Source organism: Fulvivirga kasyanovii (genome assembly GCF_009711405.1).
GTDB classification, from domain to species: Bacteria; Bacteroidota; Bacteroidia; order Cytophagales; family Cyclobacteriaceae; genus Fulvivirga; species Fulvivirga kasyanovii.
On record NZ_SMLW01000348.1, the window covers coordinates 1 to 6,574 of the forward strand.

General features: G+C 43.8%; 4 protein-coding genes. All 4 read left to right on the forward strand.

Going from position 1 to position 6,574, the window contains the following annotated elements; genetic code table 11:
• Nucleotides 1–941: ATP-binding protein (locus E1163_RS03535; RefSeq protein WP_155169513.1), on the forward strand; the 941-nt coding region annotated here is incomplete at its 5' end.
• A gap of 9 nt (nucleotides 942–950) precedes the next feature.
• A complete protein-coding gene (locus tag E1163_RS03540; RefSeq protein ID WP_155169515.1) occupies nucleotides 951–4,928 on the forward strand; it encodes a hypothetical protein in 3,978 nt (1,325 codons plus the stop codon).
• Nucleotides 4,928–5,587, forward strand: a complete 660-nt coding sequence (locus tag E1163_RS03545; protein WP_155169517.1) for a hypothetical protein — start codon at nucleotides 4,928–4,930, stop codon at nucleotides 5,585–5,587. The genes E1163_RS03540 and E1163_RS03545 overlap by 1 nt, the downstream gene beginning before the upstream one ends.
• A gap of 162 nt (nucleotides 5,588–5,749) precedes the next feature.
• Nucleotides 5,750–6,403 (forward strand): DNA/RNA non-specific endonuclease, encoded by a 654-nt coding sequence (locus E1163_RS03550; protein ID WP_155169519.1) that lies wholly within the window; start codon nucleotides 5,750–5,752, stop codon nucleotides 6,401–6,403.
• Nucleotides 6,404–6,574: the final 171 nt, after the last annotated feature.

Here is a 6,574-nt window from a genome sequence, read left to right on the forward strand (position 1 = left end):
ACCTGGCCGGCTATGTGATCAGGCTTGAAAAGAGCTATTTCGATTACTTCCTGATTGGTAAAAAGCCACGGCTGGACGGATCCTCAAACTTCCCTGCTACTTTGCTGGAGACCGATAAAAAATTCGAAGACCTGATCCTGCCCGACACCACCAGAGACCAGCTTAAATCGCTGATGAACTTTATCCGCTATAGAAAAGAGCTATTTCTGGAGAGTGATGTGACAGGTAAGATTAAGCCCGGATTTACAACATTACTTTACGGCCGGCCCGGTACAGGTAAAACCATGACGGTGTCAGTGATTGGAAAGCACCTGGGAGTGGATGTATATATTGTAAACCTGTCGAGGGTGGTATCCAAGTATATAGGAGAGACGGAGAAAAACCTGGAGAAAATATTTGAAAGACTGGAAGGTAAGGATTGCATCCTGTTTTTTGATGAAGCAGATGCCTTGTTTGGAAAACGGACGGAGGTGAAAGATGCCAAAGACCGCTATGCCAATCAGGAAGTGGCTTACCTGCTGCAACGCATCGAACGTTGCTCATGCCCAGTGATCCTGGCCAGTAACTATAAGCAAAACCTTGACGATGCCTTTAAGAGGAGGATACTGACCTTTATTCACATTCCGCCGCCCGAATCGCACGAGCGATTGCAGATGTGGCAGAAAGGATTACCGTTGTCGTTCCAATATGAGCCGGTAAACCTGCCAGAAAAGCTGGCCAATGATTATCCGTTGACCGGTGCCAACATTTCCAATGTGATCAAACTGGGGTGCATACAGGCCATGTCTGAAGGCACTAAGGAAGTTACCCTGGAGCGTCTGGAGGGCTATATCCATCAGGAAATGCGCAAAGAGAATATGAACGTAAAGCCTATGGTAAATACTACTGCCACTCGTACGATGTCGAGACCAGGGCCTAAAACCAGTCTGAGACCCCGATAGCACGTAGATATGGAAAAGGAATTTGCAGGAGGTGTGTTATTTGACAAGCGCAAGACCCCCTTTGAAGAGGAGGGAATCTATGGCATTCCCGGCACTAAAAATTCGAATGACATTCTTTCATTTTTAGATCAGAACCCCTTTCTGCAAGGGCATCCGTATTTTGAAGAGCTGTTGGAAAGGGAAAGGTTGTTCCGGGGCTTCCCCAGAATTCCTGAGCCGGACGCGGAAACTGAAAAAGAAGAAGAGCATACAACCACTGCACCACTCCAGCCTGAGAATAAGAAGGAAGAGCAGGATATTGAGAGTAGCAACGCTGAACAACTTCAGGAGAATAAACCTCAGGCAAAAGAAGAAGTTGTAAAAGAAAATGAGGTTGAAAAAGTAGTAGATGCCACCCAAACTAAGGAGGAAGTTGAAGAGGAAGCAACACCTGAAAAGGTAGAACAGCCCCAGGCGAAGGATAAAGAGGCCGATCAGCCTGAATCCCCGGGCAGTAAGGATAAAACCAACCAGCCTAAGGTTGATGCTCCCGGAAACGAGCAGCTAGCTAATGTAGAAAACAATGAAGCTGGCGCCGGCGGGGAAAAAGCAGCAGAGAAGAAAACATTTAAGGCTGAGACTACCGGTGAATTTATGAACGAACTGGCTTCTTCCAGTCCGTCAGACTTTATACAGGGCATGCAACAGGCGCCGCAATTGGTGCCGGGCATTGAAGGCAAGGAGAAAGAAACCCTCAAGGAAAACCTGCCTGAAATAGATAAGCCGACCGGACTGCCTGCCAAAGATGAGGCAGGTAAGAAAAAGGAGAAAGAGAAAGCCGATGCCAAAGAGGGTAAAAAACCTGAACTCAAAACCAAGGGAGAAGCAAAAGCTGTTGATGTCAATACACAGCATGAAGTGCCTAAAAATGCTGTAATTAGTGAAGCCAACAAAGCCAATTTAAAAGGCAAGGAAGGTAAAGCCGATCCTGAGGAGGCCAAGGCAGAGATCAGAAAGCTGCCGGGCAACGACAAAGGGGTGAATACCAATCCCGGCAAGGCACCCAAGGTTAAGCTCACCGAGGAAGCCAACCCTGCCCAGAATACCGAAAATAAAGATAAAGCAGATGAGTCGGTAAACACCGAACTCGCAGCCAATCAGAAGCAGACCAAAAATGACTTTGGTGAGCATGATATATTCCCGGAAATAGCCCCTGAAAAACTCAGCCCGAATGTTGAGCTTCAGGATGTACCTGCTTTGGAAAATCAAGGCCTGGAAGCTATACCAGAAATGGATGCCGAGACACTGGCAGCGTTCAATGCCCAGGCCAAACAGCAGATGGACGAAAAGCTTGGGGCTGAGAAGCAGAAGCAGGAGGAGGCCTATAAAAAGATGGAGGTTGACTCCGATAAGGCCAGAAAAGACAATGAAAAGCGAATTGAAGAAGAAACTGCAAGCGTAAAAGCCCGTCAGGAAGGTGAGCAGCAGAAAGCCCAGGCCGAGGTGGGTAAACAGCGTACGGCATGGCAGGCAGAAAATGAGAAGATCACGGCCGACTATACCAAAGATGCTGCAGCTGAGAAAGCTTCTGTGGAGGAAAAGATCGATAGTGAAGTCAGTGGTGCCAATGAGAAAGTGGAGCAGGAATTCAAAACTGCTCAGGCCAAGGCCGATGCGAAGCAAGCGGAAGCTGACAGAGACGCTCAAAGTGAGAAAGATGCCGCAGAGAACAAAGATAAGAGCTTCTGGGATCGCGCTGTTGATGCCGTATCGAGTTTTATAGATAAGGTCAAAAAAGCTATTAACAAAATATTTGATGCCCTGCGGGCATTTGTGAAGCAAGTCATTGAAGCCGCTAAGAAGCTGGCCAAGTCCATTATAGAGTTGGCAAGAAAAGCCGTAGTGGTGCTGATCAAGTTTTACGCAGAAGTATTAAAGAAGCTGGTGAGCGTGGTGCTTTTCGCCTTCCCTAAACTGGCGAAGAAATTCAACGCCCTGATAGATAAAGCGGTAGACCTGGCTGTGAAAGCGGTGAATAAGCTGGCTGATGTACTTAAAAAGGCAGTGTGTGCATTGCTGGATATCCTTGGTGCTACGCTGGATGCCGTTCTGGCAGCGTACCAGCAGGTATTCAATATGGTGATGAGCGCCATTGAGATGATTGCCGTTGGCCTACTCAGGATCATGGAGGGCATAGCCAATCTGGTGTCTTCCGCCAAGTTGTCCCCGGGGCATTTCTTTGGACAGATGTCGGAAGAGCTGCTCGGGCAGGATGTAACGCAGCCTCTTGAAAACGAATATCCGCAGGTAACGGAGAATACCTCAGAGGCTATAACTTCGGATGCTGCTCCTGATATGGAGCAGCGGGATGCCGAGACCCTGGATAAGCAGACTTCATATAGTCCGGATCAGGTGGAAGTTGATCAAGTGTTGACAAATGCTCAGCTACATCCTGAGTTGATGAGCAAGCTGGTAACATTGGGGGACGGGGCGAGTATAGAATTTGGTGAGTCGGACGACAAAGAACATAGCATGGAAGCTGTGAAACGTGATGCTGTAGAGGCAGAGCGTGAGCTTGCTGCACAGGGGCCTGAGGAGAAAGCACCGGAACCTGCGGCTGCAACGGCGGTTACAGGTAAAACTGCCCAGCCAACAGGTCAGGCAATGGTTGGTCCGTTCAACTCGCCTATGGAGCGTGCAGCCTATGTTATAGGTACTATGAAGGATGCAGTGGTGAAATGGTTTAGCGAGAATAAAGTAGCCATTATAGCCGGTATAATAGCCGGTATCGGAGGTGTGATACTGGCGAATATACTCACAGGCGGAGCCATCATGGCCGCTCTGCCGCTATTGATGCAGATCATAGGAGCATACTTTGCCGCCGAGGGTATATATCAGGCTGCTAAACATTTTGGAGGCTATTTAGGTGCTGCATGGCCCGGTAACCTTATAGAAGGAGCAACCAAGCTGGCCCGTGGTCTGGCCGTTATTACCATAGAGCTGATATTCGCGCTGCTGTTTGGAGGCAAGGCCGCCTTAAAAGGAGCCAAAACAGCCATTAAAACCGTATCGAAGCAAGGTATAAAAGGTGCCACTAAAGCAGGAGTGAAAGCCACAAAAGCAGGCATTCAGAAGTCAGTGAAAAGTACGGTAAAAGCGACTAAAGATTTAGCTAAAGTAGGAAAGCAGGGAGCTAGGGCTGTAGCCAAAAATGGAAGAATAGTTATAAAAGGGGTGAGGAAAGGCTTTGCTAAAGGAGCGAAGTCACTTGATGAACTGGGGCAGCGTTTAAGTAAGGCTTTCCGCTTCAAGAGGTTTAAGTTGGAAGTAAGGAAAACCAGATGGAGAATATTAGGTGAGATAAACCCTTATGTAGTAATTATGGAAGGAGATTTGGATGGTATGCTACACAAGGTGGATGACAAAGTAGTAAAAGGGAAAAAATATGGTGATGACGTAGAGGTGCTTATTGACGGTAAAAAGGTGAAAACGAAGTATGTTTCAGATAAAAATACTTTGCACCCAACTGATGAAGATTATGTGAAGTTTTGGGAGAGGTCAGTTGGAGGTAAAGATGGTGCAAAAGGGAATACTTTACATCATTTGTATGAAAAAGCTAAGGCACCTAAATATGCCCCTAAACATTTTAATCCAGAATTTATACATTCGCCAAGGCATATGAGGCCGGTACCTAGTGGAATTAAGAATAGTGTAGTTCATTTAAAACATATACGTTTAGTTTGGAATCGTTTCTACAACAGGATGGACGATTTAATTAAAACCTCTACAGGACAAATTGATGAGGTAAAAATTGTGAATGCATTTAGTAAATACATGAAGTTTACTGATGATTTCATCGAGCAAATGTTAAAGAAAGCAGATGATTTAGAAAAAGCTGGTTTTAAGGGTGCTAAGCTTAAGAAAAAACTTAATGAAGAGTCACTTAAATGGCTTGATTCTAATGGCTTTGAGAAGATATTGAAGGATTCAATTGATTTAGTAAAATAATGAAAAAAAAGAAAATCTATGTGTTATTAAGTGCTTCCACACCTGGACAAATGGGTGGGGCAACAGAAATTGAAGTAACAAATTGTGAAAAATGTGGACGAAGATTAAATGAAAATTTAAAACAGTTAGGTTATGAGTTTGATTTCTGGTCAGGAGAGGATTTTATTCATTTAACACCTTATTATATTGTAAGTGAACGTCTAAAAATGGCATTAGAGGTCGAAAATCTGACCGGATATAGTACAAAAAAAGTAGTAGTTGACACTGAAGAGTATTTTGAAATAGATGAGGACGCTTATAGTAAGACTTTACCAGATTTCTATTATTTGGATATTCAAGGGCAGGCTAAAGAAGAGCCTGTTTGGTATACCGTAGAAAAATACGATGAATGTGATATGTGCGCAGGAGAGGTTTCTACCTATATTCCTGAGATCTTAGATAAGATCGATAGAGTCGTTTTGTTTAAAAAGAAAGAAGATTTGTTGGCAATTCCAAAAAGAAAAATCTACTATGATTCTTGGCAAGGACAAGATGTGTTTTTTGCAGATAATGAGAAAAGACGAGAACCTATAATAACGGAAGACTTTCTGAGGGTATTAAAAAAAGTAAATAAAGACTTTATGGATGAAGTGATAGTTTTAGAAGCTGAGTGGATATAAAGTCTGTAAGGGGGATGTTTTAGTAATGTTATTGGCCTAAAGGGAAGACAGATAAAGTTTTCCTTTTTTTATTTGGTACGAAAAGGCTTTGCCAAAGGCGCCAAAACTTTCGACGACCTTGGCCAGAGACTATCCAAAAAGCTCCGATTTAAGAAGTTTAGAATGCGCATTGAGAAGCGCAGGTTTAAGTTGGAGGGAGAGGTTAATCCCTGGGTTTTGTTGGCTAGTGGGGATATAACTCATGTTGATGATGCAGATGCTGTAGGTAAAAAGGCGGGGGATAAAATTACCGTGGCTGGAGCTAAAGCAACGGTTCTATCCGAACAACAGGCAAAAGCTTTATTTAAACAACAGGGTAAGGATCTAGTAGATAATCCTATCAAAAAAGTAAACAGAAGAAAAACACTGGAGACCGACGCTGTGTATAAAACGGGAGAGTTTGGCTATGTCGGACATACGGATGCTTTAGGTAGAATGACCAAAGTGGAGACCCCAAGCCTAAAAGTCAGCAATGCCCCAAGGAAAAGTCATTACAAGAAGACCCCTGGTAAGCAATCAGGAGATCATGCAGGGCACATTTTTGGTGATAGATTTGGAGGTTCAAGGGATTTAGATAACCTAGTATCTCAAACCAGCGATGTGAACCTAAGTAAGTTCAAAAAAATTGAAAACCAATGGGCTGAAGCTATATCATCAGGAAAAAAGGTGGAAGTAACAGTAGACATCGGCTATTCAGGAAATAATGTAAGACCAACTAATTTTACTGTTAGGTGGAAAATTGATGGCAAGCCATTTAGGCAAAGAATAAACAATTAGATTAAAGCAATGGAAATATTAGAATTTGATAAAAAGTTTCAAGAATTATTTACATCCATGGTGGAAGCATCCTTTGGGTATGTGGATCACAATAAGGAAGAAGTAGATAGAATCTATATTTATGCTTCCTGTGAAGAACTGGATACATTTTTCAATGTGTTTTATAGAATT